This window comes from Lentzea albidocapillata, assembly GCF_000719115.1.
In the GTDB taxonomy this organism is placed as follows: domain Bacteria; phylum Actinomycetota; class Actinomycetes; order Mycobacteriales; family Pseudonocardiaceae; genus Lentzea; species Lentzea albidocapillata.
Map to the genome: position 1 here is coordinate 331,355 of NZ_JOEA01000013.1, position 16,572 is coordinate 347,926.

Below are 16,572 nucleotides of genomic sequence, written 5' to 3' on the forward strand. Positions count from 1 at the left end.
GCCTCGATTGTTCCTGACACACTGACTGCATCGTTAACGGCGGTGAACCTCACATAGCCGTGTAGGTACCTGTCGGTAACACTGCAACGCATGATGGAGTTGGCCTTGCCCGCCGAATTCCGCCCGAACGAGTTCCCCGCCGCGTCGAGGGAGCAATGGCGTGAGCTGGTCGATGCTGTCCTCTCCAAGACCGGAGCGAGCTTCGACTCGCTGGTCACGAAGACGTACGACGGCATCGAACTCCAGCCGCTCTACACCCTCGACGACGCCCTGGAGCCGTACGCGCTCGCGCCGGTGAAGCAGGGCTGGGACATCCGCCAGCGCCACGCCGTCGCCGACCCGGTCGCGCTCATGAACGACCTGGAGGGCGGCGTCACGTCGCTGTGGCTCGCCGTGCCGGCCTCGTCGTTGGAGCGCCTGCTGGACGGCGTCTACCTCGACCTCGCGCCGATCGTGCTCGACGGTTCCGTCGAGGCCGCGCGCACGATGCTGCGAATCTATGACCAGGCGCCGGTGCTGGCCTCCGACGTGCGCGGCAACCTGGCTCTGACACCTTCGGGTGAAGCTCTCGACGTCATCAAGCAGGCACGCGCGCAGTTCCCGGGGCTGCGGACCGTCGTGGTGGACGCGTTGCCGTTCCACGACGCCGGCGGCTCCGACTCCGAGGAGCTGGGCGCCTCTCTGGCGCTGGCGGTCTCGTACCTGCGAGCGCTGACCGAGGCGGGCCTCTCGGACGCGGAGGCCTTCGCGCAGCTCGAGTTCCGGTACGCCGCGACGGCCGACCAGTTCATGACGATCGCGAAGCTGCGGGCCGCTCGCCGGCTGTGGGCACGGGTCGCCGAGGTGTCCGGCGTCGAGGCCGTGCAGGTCCAGCACGCCGTGACGTCGTCGGCGATGATGACCCGCCGCGACCCGTGGGTGAACATGCTGCGCACCACCATCGCCACGCTGGCCGCCGGTCTCGGCGGGGCCGATTCGGTGACCGTGCAGCCGTTCGACGCGGCCATCGGACTGCCGGACGAGTTCGCCCGGCGCGTCGCGCGCAACACGCAGAACCTGCTGCTGGAGGAGTCGCACCTCGGTGAGGTGATCGACCCGGCCGCCGGGTCCTGGTACGTCGAGAAGCTGACGGACGCCCTCGCCGTCGAGGCCTGGGGCTGGTTCCAGGAGATCGAACGAGCGGGCGGGATCGACTCGGCGGGGGAGCTGGTCGCCTCGCGGATCGCCGCCACCTGGGCGGCCCGGTCGGCTCGGCTCGCGGATCGCAGCGACCCGATCACGGGGGTGAGCGAGTTCCCGAACCTCGCCGAGAAGCCGGTCGTCCGCGACCCCGCCCCCGGAGCCGATCGCGCCCCCGGAATCGATTCCGATTCGCAGGCCCCCTGGGGGGACGCACCCCCCATCCCAATTCTCTCAACCAGGTCCGACAATTTCGGGCTGCCGCGGGTCCGTTACGCCCAGGCCTTCGAAGAGCTGCGCGACCTCGCCGACGCCCAGCCCGAACGCCCCCAGGTCTTCCTGGCCACCCTCGGCCCGGTCGCCGCCCACACCGCCAGGGCCACCTTCGCCGCGAACCTCTTCAACGCCGGTGGTTTCGCCACCCCGAACGCGGGCCCGACCAGGACCGCCGAGGACGTGGCGCGGAAGTTCAGGGAGTCCGGCGCGAAGGTCGCCGTCCTGTGCGGCAGCGACACCAGCTACGCCGACCAGGCGGTCGCCACCGTCGAGGCGCTGCGTCAGGCCGGTGCCGAGCGGGTACTCCTGGCAGGCAAGAAGACCGACGCGGACGTGGACGGCTTCGTCTTCACGGGCTGCCCGGCGCTCGAAATCCTGAACAGCACTTACGCATTCCTTGCCGTAAAAGAAGCTAAGGGAGTGGAGCGATGATCCCCAACTTCGCGGACATCGACCTCGGCCCTCTCCCGCAGGCGAAGTACGAGACCGACCTGCCGTCGTGGGAGACGCCGGAGGGCATCGCGGTCAAGCCGGTCTACGGTCCGTCCGATGTGGAGGGTCTGGACTTCCTGCGGACCTATCCGGGCGTGGCGCCGTTCCTCCGCGGCCCCTACCCGACGATGTACGTCAACCAGCCGTGGACCGTGCGCCAGTACGCGGGTTTCTCGACGGCCGAGGAGTCGAACGCCTTCTACCGCCGCAACCTCGCGGCCGGGCAGAAGGGTCTGAGCGTCGCGTTCGACCTCGCCACGCACCGCGGCTACGACTCGGACCACCCGCGCGTGGCCGGTGACGTCGGCATGGCCGGTGTGGCGATCGACTCGATCTACGACATGCGCACGCTGTTCGACGGCATCCCGCTGGACAAGATGTCCGTGTCGATGACGATGAACGGCGCGGTGCTGCCGATCCTCGCGCTGTTCGTGGTGGCGGCGGAGGAGCAGGGGGTGAAGCCGGAGCAGCTCATGGGGACGATCCAGAACGACATCCTCAAGGAGTTCATGGTCCGCAACACCTACATCTACCCGCCGAAGCAGTCGATGCGGATCATCTCCGACATCTTCGCCTTCACCTCCCAGCGCATGCCGAAGTACAACTCCATCTCCATCTCCGGCTACCACATGCAGGAGGCCGGGGCGACGGCCGACCTGGAGCTGGCGTACACGCTCGCGGACGGCGTCGAGTACATCCGCGCCGGCCGGGAGGCGGGGCTGGACGTCGACAAGTTCGCGCCACGCCTGAGCTTCTTCTGGGCGGTCGGCATGAACTACTTCATGGAGATCGCCAAGATGCGGGCCGCGCGCCTGCTCTGGGCGAAGCTGGTCAACGACTTCGAACCGAAGAGCCAGAAGTCGCTCAGCCTGCGCACACACTGCCAGACCTCCGGTTGGAGCCTTACCGCGCAGGACGTTTTCAACAACGTCGCGCGCACGTGCGTCGAGGCGATGGCGGCGACGCAGGGGCACACGCAGTCGTTGCACACCAACGCACTCGACGAAGCTCTCGCGCTCCCCACCGACTTCTCCGCGCGCATTGCCCGCAACACCCAGCTGCTGCTGCAACAGGAATCCGGCACGACGCGCGTGATCGACCCGTGGGGCGGCAGCGCCTACGTCGAACGCCTCACCGCGGAACTCGCCGCGAAGGCCTGGGAGCACATCACCGAGGTCGAGAAGGCGGGCGGCATGGCCCGCGCGATCGACGAGGGCATCCCGAAGCTGCGCATCGAAGAGGCCGCCGCCCGCACGCAGGCGCGCATCGACTCCGGGCGTCAGCCCGTCATCGGCGTCAACAAGTACCTGGTGGACACCGACGAGAAGATCGAGGTCCTCAAGGTCGACAACGCCGGTGTCCGCGTCCAGCAGCTCGAGAAGCTCCGCAGGCTCAGGGAGGAACGCGACCAGTCCGCAGTGGACAGTGCGCTGGAGGCCCTGACGAAGGCGGCGAGCGGCGAGGGCAACCTGCTGGAGCTGGCGATCGACGCCGCCCGCGCCAAGGCCACCGTCGGCGAGATCTCCGAGTCGCTGGGCAAGGTCTGGGGCCGGCACAGCGCGCAGATCCGCACCATTTCCGGCGTGTACCGGCAGGAGGTCGGATCGGTGTCCAACGTGGACGCTTGCCGCGAGGTCGTCGAGGCGTTCGCGGAGGAAGAAGGCCGCCGCCCACGCATCCTGGTCGCCAAGATGGGCCAGGACGGGCACGACCGCGGCCAGAAGGTCATCGCCACGGCGTTCGCGGACCTCGGCTTCGACGTCGACGTCGGCCCGCTGTTCCAGACGCCGGACGAGGTCGCCCGCCAGGCCGTCGAGGCCGACGTGCACATCGTCGGCGTGTCCTCGCTCGCCGCCGGCCACCTCACCCTGGTGCCGGCGCTGCGCGAGGAGCTCGCGAACCTCGGCCGCGAGGACATCATGATCGTCGTCGGCGGCGTCATCCCGTCGCAGGACTTCGACGAGCTGTACGCGGCGGGTGCGGCGGCGATCTTCCCGCCCGGCACCGTGATCGCGGACGCGGCCAAGGACCTGCTGGTGAAGCTCGCGGACCAGCTCGGGCACCATGGCTAGGGCGGTGGACGTCGCCGAGTACACCAGGGGCGTCCTCGACGGCGACCGCGGTGTGCTCGCGAAGGCGATCACGCTGGTCGAGTCGACGCGCGCGGAGCACCGGGCCAAGGCCCAGGAGCTGCTGGTCGAGCTGTTGCCGAAGTCGGGCGACGCGATCCGGGTCGGCATCACGGGCGTGCCCGGCGTGGGCAAGTCGACGTTCATCGACGCCCTCGGCACCATGCTGACCGAGCAGGGGCACCGGGTCGCCGTGCTCGCCGTCGACCCGTCCTCGACGCGCACCGGCGGCAGCATCCTGGGCGACAAGACGCGGATGCAGCGGCTGTCGGTGAACCAGGCCGCGTTCATCAGGCCGTCGCCGACCAGCGGCACGCTCGGTGGCGTCGCGCAGGCCACCCGCGAGACGATCGTGCTGGTGGAGGCCGCGGGCTTCGACGTCGTACTGGTCGAGACCGTCGGCGTCGGGCAGTCGGAGGTGGCCGTCGCGAACATGACGGACTGCTCGCTGTTCCTGACCCTCGCGCGCACCGGCGACCAGCTGCAGGGCATCAAGAAGGGCATCCTGGAGCTCGCGGACGTCGTCGCGGTCAACAAGGCCGACGGCGAGCACGAGCTGGAGGCCCGCAAGGCCGCGCGCGAACTGGCCGGGGCGTTGAAGCTCCTGCGCCCGCCGGACGCGCTGTGGCACCCGCCCGTGCTCACCTGCTCGGGTCTCACCGGCACCGGTCTCGACGAGCTGTGGTCCCGAGTGCTGGAACACCGCAGGACCCTGACCGACGCCGGGGAACTGGACGAACGCCGCCGGCGCCAGCAGGTCGACTGGACCTGGATGATGGTCCGCGACGAACTGTGGAGGCAGGTGCGCGAGAGCACCGCGGTGCGTTCCCTCGCCCCCTCTCTCGAAGAGAAGGTTCGACTGGGAGAGCTCACCGCAACCCTTGCGGCCGAGCAGATTTTCAAGGCGTTCCAATCGGACTCACGGTGAGCGCTTAACTAGTTTGGGTGACCTTCGATCGTGGTATTCGAGGTAGAGTTCAGGCCATGTCGAGGTTGCTGCTGGCCTGCGTGTTCTCGCTGATGAGCGTTCTCGGGATCGCCGGAGTGGCATCCGCGCAAGAGGCGGCGAACGCGCCTGTGCCGGCTGCGCAGCAGACGACCGTGAACCCGGCTCCCGACGTGAACGCGCCGCAGGAGCCGTCGCCTGAAGCTCGCGAGGAGACCAAGCGCAAGCTGTGGATCGGCGGCATCGCCGTTCTGCTGTTCGTGCTGGTCTACTACCGCAACAAGAAGCGGTGGGCGAAGTGGCGCAAGGCGCGGGCTGCCAAGAAGGGCTGACCGGGGGCCGTTCGGCGTGAGACAGGTCGTCCCAATTGGTGGGACGGAATAGCCAAAGTTAAGCGTGTCTCTCGGCCATCTGCGTCATCGTTGATCGGTCAGACCGAAACTCGCTCGCCGCTTGGCGCAGCGCTGCGACCGGCCGTCCGGTTGATCATCATCAGCGCACCGCGTCTTACAGGTGGTGATGCAGGATGGTGGCAAATGGGTACCGACTTGAAGATCAGCACACGCTCGACCGTCGAGCGGTACTCGGACGCGCTGCTGGACCTGTCGCACTCGATCCACGCCGAGCCTGAGCTGGCCTTCGAGGAGCACCGCAGCGTCGAAAAGATTACCTCTTTGCTGGTCAAGGAGGGTTTCGAGGTCGACTGCGGTGTGGCGGACCTCGACACCGCGTTCGTCGCGACGTTCGGCGACGGCGAGCTCGTCCTGGGGCTTTGTGCCGAATACGACGCTTTGCCCGAAGTCGGGCACGCGTGCGGGCACAACGTCATCGCGGCGGCGTCCGTCGGCACCGCACTCGCGCTGCGTGACATCGCCGACCGGCTGGGTGTCACCGTGAAGGTGATCGGGACCCCGGCGGAAGAGGTCGGTGGCGGCAAGGTGCTCATGCTGGAGCGGGGCGTGTTCGACGACGTCTCGCTCTCGATGATGGTGCACCCGGCGCCGTACGAGTCGTGCGCCGCCAGATCGCTCGCCATCACCGATCTCGAGGTGCACTACAAGGGCAAGCCGTCACACGCGGCCGCCGCCCCGCACCTGGGCGTCAACGCCGCGGACGCGGTGACGATCGCGCAGATGTCGATCAGTCTGCTGCGGCAGCACTTCGAGCCCGGTCAAATGGTCAGCGGCATCGTCACCAATGGCGGTACCGTGCCGAACGTAATACCCGCCCGCGCATCGGCGATGTTCGATGTGAGGGCGGAAAACCTGGAATCGTTGCAGCGCCTGGAGAACCGGATCCGGGACTGCTTCTCCGCCGGTGCGCTCGCGACCGGTTGCACCCATGAGGTCGTGCAGGTCTCACCGATCTACGCCGAGTTGACTCCCGACCCGTGGCTCGCGGACGCCTACCGGCGTGCGGCCACCGAGCTGGGCAGACGACCGCTCTCGCCAGAACTGGAACAGCGGGAGAAGATCGGGAGCACCGACATGGGCAACGTCACCAGAGTGTTGCCCGCCATCCACCCGACCATCGCCATCGACTGCGGAGACGCGGTGAACCACCAACAAGAGTTCGCGACCGCCTGTGCCTCGGCGTCGGCCGACCGTGCGCTCCTCGACGGAGCACTTGCCATGGCCTGGACGACGATCGCGACAGCCACCGATTCCCAGCAGCGCGCACGGCTGCTGGCCCGCGGAGGTGCGGCATGACGGTTCTGGACTCCCGGCCTTCGGGCTCCTCAACTGTGAAGACGTCCCCTGAGATGCTCGTCGGCCCCACCGGGGTGAGCATGTCTCCTGTGGATGATCTCGGAGAAGGCCGCGGCCCCGCGTGGCTCGACGACTGGCTGAAGGCGCACGCCGCCGACGTCGTCGCCTGGCGACGCCACATTCACGCCCACCCCGAGCTCTCCCGGCGCGAGTACAACACCACCGAACTCGTGGCGAAGCTGCTGCGCGAGGTCGGTCTCAAGCCGCGCATCCTCCCCGGCGGCACGGGCCTGATCTGCGACATCGGCCACGGCTCCCGCTGCGTGGCCCTCCGCGCGGACATGGACGCCCTGCCGCTGCACGAGAACACCGGCCTGCCGTTCGGATCCACTGTGGACGGTGTGTCGCACGCGTGCGGTCACGACGCCCACACGACGGTCCTGCTCGGCACGGCGCTGGCCCTGGCCTCGGCGACGGAGCTGCCGGGCCGCATCCGCCTGGTGTTCCAGCCGGCGGAGGAGGTCATGCCGGGCGGTGCGCTCGACGTGCTCGCCGCAGGTGGCCTCGACGGCGTGGAACGGATCTTCGGCCTGCACTGCGACCCGCGTCTGCAGGTCGGCCGCATCGGCACGCGCATCGGCGCCATCACGTCGGCCTCCGACCTGCTGGAGCTGCGGCTGTCCTCGCCGGGCGGCCACACCTCGCGCCCGCACCTCACCGCGGACCTGGTGCACGCCCTCGGCACGGTCATCACCGGCCTGCCGACGATGCTGTCGCGCCGCGTCGACCCCCGCTCCGGCACCGTCCTGGTGTGGGGTGCGGTGCACGCGGGCGAGGCGCCGAACGCGGTCCCGCAGGACGGCCTGGTGCGCGGCACGCTGCGCACCGGCGACCGGGACATCTGGGCCGAACTGGAGCCGCTGGTCAAGGACCTCGTGACGGGCCTGCTGGCCCCGACCGGCGTCGGCTTCGACCTGCATCACCGCCGCGGCGTGCCGCCGGTGGTCAACGAGCGCGAGTCCACCCAGATCCTGCGCGCCGGCATCGAGGCCGCCCTGGGTGACGACGCGCTCGCGGGCACCGAGCAGTCGTCCGGTGGTGAGGACTTCGGCTGGTACCTGGAACACGTGCCTGGCTCGTTCGCGCGCCTCGGCGTGTGGAACGGCCAGGAGAAACAGCGCGATCTGCACCAGCCGACGTTCGACCTGGACGAGCGCGCGCTCCTCGTCGGGGTCCGAGTCATGGTGCACACCGCGTTGGCTGCTCTCGCCTAGAGCGGAACCCTCTCGGTTTGAGCTGCGTTGTGGCGCGTGCGGAACGACTGAGCACGCGCCACAATGCTGTCCGGGTCAGCTCACGGGTTCCGTCAACTGCGGACGTGCCTCCGGTGCGGCGGCCCTGACGGCGTCCGCCGCCTGGTCGTCCTTCTGGGTCTGCGACGTGCGTTCGGCCTCGACGCGCGCGTTGTAGACCTCGACCTCGCGCTTGATCGCGTCCTCGTCCCACCCGAGGATCGGCGCGACCAGCCTCGCCACCGCCTCCGACGAGTCGACGCCGCGGTGGGCGTACTCGATGGAGATGCGGGTGCGCCGGGTGAGGACGTCCTCCAGGTGCATGGCGCCCTCGTGCGAGACCGCGTACACCGCCTCGACCTGCAGGTAGTCGGGGGAGGCCGGGATCGGCTTCAGCAGCTCCGGGTTGTCCGCCGCCAGTGACAGCACCTCGTGCACCAGCGAGCCGTAGCGGTCGAGCAGGTGCCGGACGCGGTACGGGTGCAGGCCGTGCTTGGTCGCGAGCTGGTCGGCCTGGTTGACCAGCGCGTGGTAGCCGTCGGCGCCGACCAGCGGCACCTTGTCGGTGATGGACGGCTGGATCCGGCCGGGCATGTCCACCTGCGCCGCGTCGACGGCGTCCGCGCCCATCACCCGGTACGTCGTGTACTTGCCGCCCGCGATCGCGACCAGTCCCGGCGAGACCCGCGCCACCGCGTGTTCGCGGGAGAGCTTGGAGGTCGAGTCGGACTCGCCCGCCAGCAACGGCCGCAGGCCCGCGTAGACGCCCTCGATGTCGTCGTGCGTCAACGGGGTCGCGAGCACGGAGTTGACGTGTTCGAGGATGTAGTCGATGTCGTGCTTGGTGGCCGCGGGGTGCGCCAGGTCGAGGTTCCAGTCCGTGTCCGTGGTGCCGACGATCCAGTGGTTGCGCCACGGGATGACGAACAGCACGGACTTCTCGGTGCGCAGGATCATCCCGGCCTCGGCGACGATCCGGTCGCGCGGAACGACGATGTGCACACCCTTCGACGCCCGCACCCGGAACCGGCCGCGCGAGCCCGAGAGCCGCTGCAGCTCGTCGGTCCACACACCGGTCGCGTTGATCACCGCGTGTGCCCGCACGTCGACCTCGCGCCCGTCCTCGACGTCGCGCACCCGCACACCGGACACGCGGTCCGCCTCGCGCAGGAACCCGACGACCTGGGTCGACGTGCGCACCACTGCGCCGTAGTGAGCGGCGGTGCGGCCGACCATCATCGTGTGCCGGGCGTCGTCCGCCTGGGCGTCGTAGTAGCGGATGCCGCCGATCAACGCGTCGCGCTTCAACGCGGGGACCAGCCGGAGCGCACCCGCTCGGGAGAGGTGTTTCTGCCCCGGCACGGACCGGGCGCCGCCCATCGTGTCGTACAGGAACAGACCGGCCGCCGAGTACGGGCGTTCCCAGATGCGGTTGCTCAGCGGGTAGAGGAACGCGACGGGCTTCACCAGGTGCGGGGCGATGCGCGTCAGCATCAGCTCGCGCTCGCGCAGTGCCTCGCGCACCAGTCCGAACTCGAGCTGCTCCAGGTAGCGCAGGCCGCCGTGGAAGAGCTTGGAGGAACGACTCGACGTGCCGGACGCCAGGTCACGGGCCTCGACGAGCGCGACCCGCAGGCCTCGGGTGGCAGCGTCGAGCGCCGCGCCGACACCGACGACACCGCCGCCGATCACGACGACGTCGAACGTCTCGGCCCCCAGTCGCTGCCAGGCTTCCTCGCGTTCGGCAGGTCCGAGCCGGCCGGTGATCGGCGGCTCGGCATGGGTTCGTGGTGGTACAGCTGCGTTTTTGCGCGTGGCCACGACAGATGCCTCCCTGCTACGACTGCGCTTCACGCTACCTTCAGCGACCGCCTCCCGCCCACGGGCGCGCGGTCCGGAACGGTATGGCCTGAAAATGGGCTGACCGCAGGTGCTCGGCGTAGACAACTGATCAGCTCGGTAATAGCGTCCGAGCACGTTGCAGGCGGGCGGCGCGGCCCTGACCTCGGGTTTGCGCGTCCTGTCTGGCCGCAAACGAGTGGAGGTCGATGATGAGCGCAGGCTCGATCTTCGTCTGGGAGATGCTGGGGACCGCGGTCCTCATCCTCCTGGGCACCGGTGTCGTCGCGAACCAGGTGCTCAAGAACACGCTCGGCAACAGCACGGGCTTCCTGTTCGTCAACGTCGGCTGGGCCTTCGCGGTCTTCGCCGGCGCCAGCATCGCCAACCCCAGCGGGGCGCATCTCAACCCCGCCGTGACGCTCGGCCTCGCCGTCGCGGACAAGACGCCGTGGGGCGACGTTCCCGTTTACGTCCTCGGCCAGATGGTCGGCGCGATCATCGGCGCGATGCTTTGCTGGGCCACGTACAAGCTGCAGTTCGACACGCACGACGAACCGCAGAACACGCTCGGCATCTTCTCCACCGGACCGACCGTGCCGAACAAGCCGTGGAATCTCGTCACCGAGATCATCGGTACGTTCGTGCTCGTTTTCTGGATCCTGTTGTCGCCCGGCGCGAAGGAGTCGGCCGACGGGGTTCCGCAGTTCGGCAACTCGGCACTCGGGTACGCGGGTGTCGCGTTCGTCGTGCTGGTGATCGGCACGTCGCTCGGTGGCCCGACCGGCTACGCCATCAACCCGGCGCGCGACCTCGGTCCGCGCATCGCCTACGCGTTCATGATGCCGATCCGCAACAAGGGCAACGCCAACTGGGGCTATTCGTGGGTTCCCGTCGCCGGCCCGCTCGTGGGTGGCGCGCTGGCTGCGTTGCTCTTCCTGGTTCTCCCGGTCTGAAAGGACTTCCCGCAATGACGCAGTACGTGGCCGCGATCGACCAGGGCACGACGTCGACCCGGTGCATGATCTTCGACCACTCCGGACGTGTGGTGGCGGTCGACCAGAAGGAGCACGAGCAGATCTTCCCGAGGGCCGGGTGGGTCGAGCACGACCCGAAGGAGGTCTGGCAGAACGCCCGCCAGGTCGCCGCCGGCGCGCTCGCGAAGGCCGATCTGTCCACTTCGGACATCGCCGCGGTCGGCATCACCAACCAGCGCGAGACGGCGCTGGTGTGGGACAGGAACACCGGCGAACCCGTCTACAACGCCATCGTGTGGCAGGACACCCGCACCGACAAGATCGTCCAGGAACTGGGTGCGCTGGGCGGCGGTCAGGAGCGCTACCGCCAGAAGGTCGGCCTGCCCCTGGCCACCTACTTCTCCGGGCCCAAGGTCCGCTGGATCCTCGACAACGTCGAGGGCGCGCGGGACCGCGCCGAGGCCGGTGACCTGCTGTTCGGCAACATGGACACCTGGGTGCTGTGGAACATGACGGGCGGCACGGACGGCGGCGTGCACGTCACCGACCCGACGAACGCCTCGCGCACCATGCTCATGGACCTCGACACGTTGCAGTGGGACGAGTCGATCGCTGCCGACATGGGCATTCCGATGTCGATGCTGCCGGAGATCCGGTCGTCGTCCGAGGTCTACGGCCAGGTGCGCGAACGCGGTGCGCTGGCCGGCGTGCCGATCGCCGGCATCCTCGGCGACCAGCAGGCGGCGACGTTCGGCCAGGCCTGCCTCTCGCCCGGTGAAGCCAAGAACACCTACGGCACCGGCAACTTCATGCTGCTCAACACCGGTACCGAGAAGGTGATGAGCGAGAACGGGTTGCTCACCACCGTCTGCTACAAGATCGGTCAGGCGCCCGCGGTCTACGCCCTGGAGGGCTCGATCGCGGTCACCGGTTCGCTGGTGCAGTGGCTGCGGGACAACCTCGGCATGATCGGCTCGGCGGCCGAGATCGAGGAGCACGCCCGTTCGGTGGAGGACAACGGCGGCGCGTACTTCGTGCCCGCGTTCTCCGGCCTGTTCGCGCCGTACTGGCGTTCCGACGCCCGTGGCGCGATCGTGGGACTCACGAGGTTCGTCAACAAGGGCCACCTCGCGCGGGCCGTGCTGGAGGCGACCGCCTTCCAGACCCGCGAGGTGCTCGACGCGATGAACGCCGACTCGGGTGTCGACCTGACCGCGTTGAAGGTCGACGGCGGCATGGTCATGAACGAACTGCTGATGCAGTTCCAGGCGGACATCCTCGGCGTTCCCGTCATCCGGCCGGTCGTCGCGGAGACCACCGCGCTGGGTGCCGCCTACGCGGCCGGTCTCGCGGTCGGGTTCTGGAAGTCCGAGGACGAGATCCGTGAGAACTGGGCGCAGGACAAGCAGTGGGAGCCGCAGATGGACGACTCCCGCCGTGCGTCCGAGTACGCGAACTGGAAGAAGGCAGTGACGAAGACCTTCAACTGGGTAGAAGACTGAGTCACTGAGAAGGGGCTGCGTGCACGATCACGTTGTCGCGGGTGCCGCACGTGATCAGCCGCAGCCCCTGCTCGTCCTTGTCCCGTGCGACGGCCTCCGCGAAGAAGTCGTCGCGGATGATCCGTTCCGTGTGCGTCACGGTGAACCGGGCGACCGAACCGTCCTTCTTGGACACTTCCAGCAGGTCGCCCTCGGCCAGGTCGTTCAGGCGGTAGAAGACGCCTCTGGCCTTGTTGCTCTCGATCCGGCCGACGATGATCCACTGCTGTGGTTGTGTCTGGTACCACCCGGCCTGCATGCCCTCGTTGGCCGGCGGCATCTGGACGGCGCCCTGCTGGTCGAGGCCGAGCGCGACCAGTGACGAGCGCACGCCGATCCGCTCGACCCGCAGTTCCATCGGGTCGGAGTTGCCGAGCGGCGACACCACCGGCGGCGGAGCGCTGTCGCTCGTCGCCGCCGATGGCTTCGGTGCCGGTCCCTGCGAACAGGCGGTGGTGGCCAGCGCCACGCACAGCACCGCGATCAAGACACGAGTCCCCACGAACCCATTGACGCACATCTCGTGGGTTAGTTGCACGTCCGATCGAGACAGGTCCGAACCGTGATCATCATTACGGCGCGGTGCCGCCACCGCCCGTCTCCGGCGCGCCCTTCGGCTTGACGACCGGCTTCGGCTTCGGCTTGGGCGCCTGGGGATTGGGCGGTGTCGTCGTGGTCGTGGGCGGCGTGGTCGTGGTCGGTGGCGTGCCGAGGATCCGGAACGTCTTCACGCTGCGTTCCGGGCGGTGGGCGCACTGGAAGACGACCTCGTACGTGCCGGGAGTGGTGATCGCCTTGGTGTCACCGCTGAAGCGGCCGAAGTTGCCGCCGCGGGTGAACCTCAGCGGCTCCGCGAATCCGGGTGACTCGAGTGGTCCCGACGTGTTGCAGCCGGTGTTCATGTCGCCGCCCGCGGTGATCGTGCCGCCCGGCTCGACCTCGGTCGGGTGCAGGTACCAGTTGATCACCAGTGGCAGCACGGTGAACTGCGCCGTGAGCGTCTTGCCGTCGCACTGGACGGACGCCGTGTAGGTGCCCGCCTTTTCGGTGACCGGCCCGAGGCCGTATCCCTTGGCGGGGTCGGACGAGCTCGGGCTGAGCACGATCGGTTCGGTCAGTCCGGGTGACGTGACCTCGGAGTACGCCTTGCAGGGTCCGGCGAGCGCGGTGATGGTCCGGCCGTTCGCCACGGTCCCTTCCATCACCAGCGCCGGTTCCTCCTGCTGTGCCGTCGCGAGCGGTGTGAACGCCACGGTCGCCGACAACGCGATCGCGGTGGTCAGAGCTTTTCTCATGTGGTTGTTCCCTCCCTCAGATCAGCGTCGCGTAGACGATGATGTTGTCCCGGTAGCTGCGGTTGGCCTGGTCGTAGCCGCCCCCGCAGGTGATCAGCCGCAGCTCGGGTTCTCCTGTGTCGCCGTAGACGGCCTCGGTGGGGAAGCTGCTCTTGGCGATCTGCTCGGTCGCACGCACGCGGAACCGCGCCGTGCTTCCGTCCTTTCTGGACACCTCGACCTCGTCGCCCTCGGCGAGTTCCTTGAGGCGGAAGAAGATTCCCGGCTGCTTGTTGCCGTCGACGTGACCGAGGATGACGGCGGGCCCGACCTCACCCGGTGTGCGGGCGAGCCGGTACCAGCCGGCCTGCATCGGCTGCTCGACCGGCGGCACCTCGATCGTCTCGTCCGGGTTGAGCCCCAGCGGGACGAGCGAGGACTTCGCGCCGATCTTCGGGATGCGCACCTCCACCGGTTCCGACGGCGGCAGACCTCTGTCCACAACGGACGGTGCGGTGGAGGTCTGTTGGGTCGGAACCGGCGCGGTGGGCAGCGTGACGTCGGGCGCCTCGGCACAGCCGGTCAGCAGCGCCAGCGCTACGAAAATCCCCCAGAACGAACGCATGCCCCGGACACGTCGGTGTCCGGGGCATCGTTGCCGTGCGTTACCTAATCGAGATCGTCGTGCCGCATGAGCTGGCGACCGGCCTCGGTGATGGAGCCCGAGAGCGAGGGGTAGACCGAGAACGTCGTGGCGAGGTGCTCGACGGTGAGCTGGTTCTGCAGGGCCAGCGCGATCGGCAGGATGAGCTCGCTCGCGTTCGGCGCCACGACGACGCCGCCGATGACCACGCCGGTGGCCGGGCGGCAGAACAGCTTCACGAAGCCGCGGCGCAGACCCTCCATCTTGGCGCGGGGGTTCGTGGCGAGCGGCAGCATGATCGTGCGCGCGGGCACCTCACCCGAGTCGATCGCCTGCTGGCTGATGCCGACGCTCGCGATCTCCGGGTTGGTGAAGACGTTCGCGGCGACGGTCTTGAGCTTGATCGGGCTGACGCCCTCGCCCAGCGCGTGCCACATCGCGATGCGCCCCTGCATGGCGGCGACGGACGCGAGCAGCAACACGCCGGTGCAGTCGCCGGCCGCGTAGACGCCGCTGACGTTGGTCCGGCTGACCCGGTCGACCGGGATGTACCCGCCACGCCCGAGCTCGATACCGATCTTGTCGAGGCCGATGTCGTTCGTGTTCGGCACCGAACCGACGGTCATCAGGGCGTGCGATGCCTCGATCGTGCGACCGTCTTCCAGGTGGATCAGGACGCCGTCGCCGACGTTCTCGACCCTGTCCGCGCGGGCGTGCTTGACGACGGCCGTGCCGCGCTCGGCGAACACGTCCTCGAGCACCGCGGCCGCGTCGGCGTCCTCGTGGGGCAGCACCCGGTCCCGGCTGGAGACCATCGTCACCTTCACGCCCATCTCGGTGTAGGCGCTGGCGAACTCGACACCGGTGACGCCGGAACCGATCACCGCGAGGTGTTCGGGCAGTTCGGGCAGGTCGTAGATCTGCCGCCAGGTGAGGACCCGCTTGCCGTCGGGCTCAGCGCCCTGCAACACGCGCGGGGTCGCACCGGTTGCGATGAGCACCACATCGGCGTTGAGGACTTCCTCCTCGCCGCTCGCGGCGGTCGCCACGACCTGGTGCTGGGCGAGCCCACGCGAGTCGTCGACGAACTTCGCACGCCCGTTGATGAGCCGCACGCCCTCGCGCTGGAGCCGCGCCCGGACGTCCGCGGACTGGGCCAGAGCCAGGCCCTTCACCCGTCCGTGTACAACCGGCAGATCGACGGCGGCCTGCTCGTTGTGAGTCTGAATGCCCAGCTCACCGGCGTTGCGGAAGGCACTGCGAGCCCCCGCGGAGGCGATGAACGTCTTGGACGGCACGCAGTCGTACAACACGCACGCGCCACCCGCTCCGTCGTTCTCGACGACGGTCACGTCGGCGCCGTGCTGCGCAGCGACCAGGGCTGCCTCGTAACCTGCGGGGCCGCCGCCCATGATGACGATGCGGGTCACGATCAGTCCCTTCCGCGTGCTTGTCGGCCGGCACAACCGTACGCGTTGACCGAATCGACCGTGTCGTCAGTACCGAAAGCTGATCGCCGGGTCGCTACGCTGTCGGACGTGCCGCTCTATGCCGCGTACGGGTCGAACATGGATCCGAACCAGATGATGGAGCGAGCCCCGTACTCCCCGCTCGCGGGGACCGGCTGGCTCGTTGGTTGGCGCATGACGTTCGGTGGCGAGGACCTCGGCTGGGAGGGCGCCCTCGCGACGATCGTCGAGGAGCCAGACCACCAGACGTTCTGCGTGCTTTACGACGTGTCCCCGCGCGATGAGTCGCGGCTGGACCGGTGGGAGGGCGCGCTCGGGCTCTACAAGAAGATCCGGCTGCGGGTGCAGACCCTGGAGGGGTCTGTGGTGGCCTGGCTCTATGTGCTGGACGCCTATGAGGGCGGGTTGCCGTCTGCCCGGTATATCGGGGTGGTCGCGGACGCCGCTGAGGCTGCTGGGGCGCCTGATGACTATGTGAACGACCTGCGGACACGGCCCTGTCAGGGGATCGGGCCCTGACGGGTTGGTCGCCTGCCGGGTGAGTGGTCGCCTTGCGTGGGCGGGCGGGGTGGCACCGTGCGGGTCGGCTTGCGTGGGCGTGTCGTGTTCCAGCGGGATGGTCACCTGCCGTGCGGGCGGTCACCTTGCGAGGGTGGTCTCTCAGGTAGTACCGGGCCGGTGCGGGTCATCGCCGCTGCGCGTCGATAGCGATTGGGGCTTGGCCTTGAGCCTCTGGCGGGATGCTTGACGGCCGGAAAAGGGCCGGGCTGAAAAGCGCCCGGCCGTGCCCATGAGGGGAGCATCCC

The 16,572-nt window shown here is 68.8% G+C and carries 14 protein-coding genes; 9 read left to right on the top strand and 5 right to left on the bottom strand.

Annotation, left to right across the window (positions count from 1 at the left end; translation table 11 throughout):
- Positions 1-90 precede the first annotated feature (90 nt).
- From IG04_RS0121735 to IG04_RS0121760, 6 genes are all read left to right on the top strand, one after another.
- Positions 91-1,887, top strand: a complete 1,797-nt coding sequence (locus IG04_RS0121735) for a methylmalonyl-CoA mutase family protein (RefSeq protein ID WP_036015342.1) — start codon at positions 91-93, stop codon at positions 1,885-1,887.
- A complete protein-coding gene (scpA, locus tag IG04_RS0121740) occupies positions 1,884-4,019 on the top strand; it encodes a methylmalonyl-CoA mutase (protein WP_030478518.1) in 2,136 nt (711 codons plus the stop codon). The genes IG04_RS0121735 and scpA overlap by 4 nt, the downstream gene beginning before the upstream one ends.
- Positions 4,012-5,004, top strand: a complete 993-nt coding sequence (gene meaB, locus IG04_RS0121745; RefSeq protein WP_030478519.1) for a methylmalonyl Co-A mutase-associated GTPase MeaB — start codon at positions 4,012-4,014, stop codon at positions 5,002-5,004. Before scpA ends, meaB begins: the two co-directional genes overlap by 8 nt.
- A gap of 56 nt (positions 5,005-5,060) precedes the next feature.
- Positions 5,061-5,354: a hypothetical protein gene (locus tag IG04_RS0121750; protein ID WP_030478520.1), complete on the top strand. Its 294-nt coding sequence runs from the start codon at positions 5,061-5,063 to the stop codon at positions 5,352-5,354.
- 204 nt (positions 5,355-5,558) lie between these two features.
- Positions 5,559-6,731, top strand: coding sequence for a M20 family metallopeptidase (locus tag IG04_RS0121755; protein WP_051770342.1), 1,173 nt, complete (start codon positions 5,559-5,561; stop codon positions 6,729-6,731).
- On the top strand, positions 6,728-8,005 hold the full coding sequence (locus IG04_RS0121760; RefSeq protein ID WP_030478522.1) for a M20 family metallopeptidase: 1,278 nt from the start codon (positions 6,728-6,730) through the stop codon (positions 8,003-8,005). Before IG04_RS0121755 ends, IG04_RS0121760 begins: the two co-directional genes overlap by 4 nt.
- 75 nt (positions 8,006-8,080) lie before the next feature.
- Here IG04_RS0121760 and IG04_RS0121765 read toward each other — a convergent pair whose 3' ends face one another.
- A complete protein-coding gene (locus IG04_RS0121765) occupies positions 8,081-9,790 on the bottom strand; it encodes a glycerol-3-phosphate dehydrogenase/oxidase (RefSeq protein WP_030478523.1) in 1,710 nt (569 codons plus the stop codon).
- A gap of 284 nt (positions 9,791-10,074) precedes the next feature.
- On the opposite strand from IG04_RS0121765, the gene IG04_RS0121770 reads away from it, so the two are divergent.
- Together IG04_RS0121770 and glpK are read left to right on the top strand one after the other, a co-directional pair.
- Complete coding sequence (locus tag IG04_RS0121770) at positions 10,075-10,818, top strand: MIP/aquaporin family protein (protein ID WP_030478524.1); 744 nt, start codon at positions 10,075-10,077, stop codon at positions 10,816-10,818.
- Between the two features lie 14 nt (positions 10,819-10,832).
- Positions 10,833-12,341: a glycerol kinase GlpK gene (glpK, locus tag IG04_RS0121775; RefSeq protein ID WP_030478525.1), complete on the top strand. Its 1,509-nt coding sequence runs from the start codon at positions 10,833-10,835 to the stop codon at positions 12,339-12,341.
- 1 nt (position 12,342) lies between these two features.
- On the opposite strand, the gene IG04_RS0121780 is transcribed toward glpK, so the two are convergent.
- The 4 genes from IG04_RS0121780 to IG04_RS0121795 form a co-directional block, all read right to left on the bottom strand.
- Positions 12,343-12,882: a sortase domain-containing protein gene (locus IG04_RS0121780; RefSeq protein ID WP_159460427.1), complete on the bottom strand. Its 540-nt coding sequence runs from the start codon at positions 12,880-12,882 to the stop codon at positions 12,343-12,345.
- A 70-nt stretch (positions 12,883-12,952) separates the two neighbouring features.
- Complete coding sequence (locus tag IG04_RS44135) at positions 12,953-13,675, bottom strand: hypothetical protein (RefSeq protein WP_051770346.1); 723 nt, start codon at positions 13,673-13,675, stop codon at positions 12,953-12,955.
- Positions 13,676-13,691: 16 nt separating this feature from the next.
- A complete protein-coding gene (locus IG04_RS0121790) occupies positions 13,692-14,279 on the bottom strand; it encodes a class F sortase (RefSeq protein ID WP_030478528.1) in 588 nt (195 codons plus the stop codon).
- A gap of 44 nt (positions 14,280-14,323) precedes the next feature.
- Entirely contained in the window at positions 14,324-15,727 is a 1,404-nt protein-coding gene (locus IG04_RS0121795) for an NAD(P)H-quinone dehydrogenase (protein ID WP_030478529.1), read from the bottom strand.
- Positions 15,728-15,835: 108 nt separating this feature from the next.
- On the opposite strand from IG04_RS0121795, the gene IG04_RS0121800 reads away from it, so the two are divergent.
- A complete protein-coding gene (locus IG04_RS0121800; protein ID WP_030478530.1) occupies positions 15,836-16,285 on the top strand; it encodes a gamma-glutamylcyclotransferase family protein in 450 nt (149 codons plus the stop codon).
- Positions 16,286-16,572 lie beyond the last annotated feature (287 nt).

Bases quoted from the DNA above. Each gene is read 5' to 3' on its own strand.
- IG04_RS0121735 (WP_036015342.1), top strand. From the start codon at position 91: ATGATGGAGTTGGCCTTGCCCGCCGAATTCCGCCCGAACGAGTTCCCC.
- scpA (WP_030478518.1), top strand. From the start codon at position 1,884: ATGATCCCCAACTTCGCGGACATCGACCTCGGCCCTCTCCCGCAGGCG.
- meaB (WP_030478519.1), top strand. From the start codon at position 4,012: ATGGCTAGGGCGGTGGACGTCGCCGAGTACACCAGGGGCGTCCTCGAC.
- IG04_RS0121750 (WP_030478520.1), top strand. From the start codon at position 5,061: ATGTCGAGGTTGCTGCTGGCCTGCGTGTTCTCGCTGATGAGCGTTCTC.
- IG04_RS0121755 (WP_051770342.1), top strand. From the start codon at position 5,559: ATGGGTACCGACTTGAAGATCAGCACACGCTCGACCGTCGAGCGGTAC.
- IG04_RS0121760 (WP_030478522.1), top strand. From the start codon at position 6,728: ATGACGGTTCTGGACTCCCGGCCTTCGGGCTCCTCAACTGTGAAGACG.
- IG04_RS0121770 (WP_030478524.1), top strand. From the start codon at position 10,075: ATGAGCGCAGGCTCGATCTTCGTCTGGGAGATGCTGGGGACCGCGGTC.
- glpK (WP_030478525.1), top strand. From the start codon at position 10,833: ATGACGCAGTACGTGGCCGCGATCGACCAGGGCACGACGTCGACCCGG.
- IG04_RS44135 (WP_051770346.1), bottom strand. From the start codon at position 13,675: ATGAGAAAAGCTCTGACCACCGCGATCGCGTTGTCGGCGACCGTGGCG.
- IG04_RS0121790 (WP_030478528.1), bottom strand. From the start codon at position 14,279: ATGCGTTCGTTCTGGGGGATTTTCGTAGCGCTGGCGCTGCTGACCGGC.